This window comes from Thiocapsa sp., from assembly GCF_011390875.1.
Lineage (GTDB): Bacteria > Pseudomonadota > Gammaproteobacteria > Chromatiales > Chromatiaceae > Thiocapsa.
Map to the genome: position 1 here is coordinate 1 of NZ_JAABRP010000369.1, position 2,823 is coordinate 2,823.

At 64.3% G+C, this 2,823-nt stretch carries 2 protein-coding genes; both read left to right on the forward strand.

Translation table 11 applies throughout. The features are described from left to right. Positions 1–111 precede the first annotated feature (111 nt). Positions 112–414: a DNA-directed RNA polymerase subunit omega gene (gene rpoZ, locus GPT33_RS18500; RefSeq protein WP_007193609.1), complete on the forward strand. Its 303-nt coding sequence runs from the start codon at positions 112–114 to the stop codon at positions 412–414. A 111-nt stretch (positions 415–525) separates the two neighbouring features. After that, positions 526–2,745, forward strand: a complete 2,220-nt coding sequence (locus GPT33_RS18505; RefSeq protein WP_296812041.1) for a RelA/SpoT family protein — start codon at positions 526–528, stop codon at positions 2,743–2,745. The last annotated feature ends 78 nt before the right edge of the window (positions 2,746–2,823 follow it).

Here is a 2,823-nt window from a genome sequence, read left to right on the forward strand (position 1 = left end):
GCTCGCCCGCCTGTCGAACGAAGACGAGTCCTACCACCCGCGTCCGTCGTATTCCCCGGCCCTGTGCGCCGGCGCCCCGAATTTTCGCGACCCCCTTGGAGAACATTTCGCATGGCCAGAATTACCGTTGAGGACTGCCTCAATCATGTCGACAACCGTTTCGACCTAGTGCTGCTCGCAACCAAGCGGGCCCGCCAGTTGGCGAACGGCGTCGAGCCGATCTTGCCTTGGGCCAACGACAAGCCCACTGTCATGGCGTTGCGCGAGATCGCCGCGGGCCATATTTCGACCGCGATGGTCCAGGCCGCGCAGCGCGAGATCGACGAGACCACGGCCGCCTTGGAGCAGGCGCTCGCCGAAGAGCTTGCCTCCGAGCTCGGCGAGGCGGAGCCTAAGGGCGATCCGCGCGAGTAGGACCCCGATGCGTACGGACGAGAAGCGGCGACAGACCGGCGGGCGCGGCCATTGTGCGGTCGACGCCCGGGTTGCGTGCGCGTCGTCATGAGCCCGTTCGATGCCGGATCCATGCAAACCGCCCTCCTCCCCGTCGTCGCCCCGGCCTCCGTTCACCCGGTTAAGCCCCCCGCGGAGGATGCAGACCGCGCGCCCGTGGCCCGTTATTTGATCAGCGACCTCTGCGCCTATCTCGAGACCTATCTCCCGCCCGAGCAGGTCAGCGAGTTCTATCGCGCCTATCTGTTCGGGGCCGAGGCGCACGAGGGGCAGAGCCGTAAATCCGGCGAGCCGTATATCTACCATCCCGTGGCGGTCGCGCGCATCCTGGCCGAGATGCACATGGACTATAAGTGCCTGATCGCGGCCCTGCTGCACGACGTGATCGAGGACACCCCGGTGACCAAGGATGACGTCGCGGAGGTCTTCGACGAGGAGATCGCGGATCTCGTCGACGGGGTGAGCAAGCTCTCGCAGATCGAGTTCGAGTCCCGTGCGGAGGCTCAGGCGGCCAGTCTGCAGAAGATGTTGCTCGCGATGACGCGCGACATACGGGTCATCCTGATCAAGCTCGCCGATCGTCTGCACAACATGCGTACACTCGGCTCCATGGAGCCCGAGAAGTGTCGGCGAATCTCGCGCGAGACGCTCGACATCTTCGCCCCGATCGCCAACCGCCTCGGCATCAACCGCGTGCGGGTCGAGTTGGAAGATCTCGGCTTTCTGCACCATTGGCCATGGCGTCGCCATGTCATCCAGCGCGCCTTGCAGAAGACCTGCGGGGCGCGTGTCGAGATGGTCGGTACGGTGGAGACGGCACTCAAACGGGCCCTGCATCAGGAGGACATCCACGGGGAGGTCGAGGGCCGACGCAAGCATCTCTACGGCATCTATCGCAAGATGCGCGAGAAGCGACGGGCCTTCTCGGAGGTAGTTGACGTCTTCGCCTTCCGGGTGACGGTGGACCGGGTCGACACCTGTTATCGGGTACTCGGGCTTGTCCACAATCTCTACAAGCCGGTGCCGGGGCGTTTCAAGGACTACATCGCCATCCCCAAGGCAAACGGCTATCAGTCGCTCCATACCGTGCTTATCGGACCTCAGGGCATGCACATCGAGATCCAGATCCGCACCGAGGACATGCAGCGTATGGCCGAGTCCGGTATCGCCGCGCACTGGCTCTACAAGAGCGGCGAGCAGTCCACGTCCAATGTCACGACACTGGCTTCGGAGTGGTTGCAGAACCTGCTCGTGATGCAGCGCGCGGCCGGCAATTCGGTGGAGTTCCTCGATCACGTGAAGATCGACCTCTTCCCCGACGAGGTATACGTCTTTACGCCCAAGGGCCGGATCCTGACCCTCAAGCGGGGTGCTACGGTCATCGACTTCGCTTACGCGATCCATTCGGATGTCGGCAACACCTGTGTCGCTGCGCGGATCGACCGGCGCATGGTCTCGCTCAGCACGCATCTGCGCAGCGGCCAGACGGTGGAGATCATCAACGCACCCGGCGCCAAGCCGAATGCGGCCTGGCTGAATTTCGTCGTGACCGGCAAGGCCCGCGCAAGCATTCGGGGCTATCTGAAGAACCTCAAGCAGCGCGAGGCCCAGGTGCTGGGGCGGCGCCTGCTGAGTGCGGAGCTCGGCGCATTCGGTATCGAGATGGACAAACTCGACCCGGGCCGCGTTTCGGCCTACCTCGAAGAGGCGAATCAGCGCACGCTCGACGATCTGCTCGGGGATATCGGGCTCGGCAATCGGTTGGCCGCATTGGTGGCGCGTCGCCTGGCCGCGAGCGACGACGAGGAGGCGGCACAAGCGACGCCGACCGACAAGGATCAGCATCCTCACCGCTTGGCGATTCGCGGCACCGAGGGGATGGTGGTGAGCTTCGCACGCTGCTGTCGGCCCATCCCGGGCGATACCATCGCCGCGCTTTTCAGCCCTGGCCGAGGAATCGTGGTCCATCGCAGCGAATGCCGCAACCTCGGCAGCCTCGAGACCAAGCGCGACAAACGTTTGGATGTCGAGTGGGCCAATGAGCCGGACGGCGAGTTTCCGACCGAGATCCGGGTGGAGATCGGCAATCGACGCGGTGCGCTTGCGGTGGTCGCCGGGGCAATCGCCGAGCTGGGCTCGAACATCGAGAATGTCCACTCGCGCGAGAAGGACGGTATGACCACGGCGTTGGAGTTTCTCATCCTCGTGAAGGGGCGCGTGCATCTCGCGCGCATCATGCGCCGCTTGAGACAGATCCCGCTGGTCCTGCGGATCACCCGCATTCCGCGCTGACCCTAAACCGCGCCCGGTGCGATATGCGTGATTTGTTGGAATGGCTTGGCCGCGCCAGCCCTGACGACTGTCGGAGCT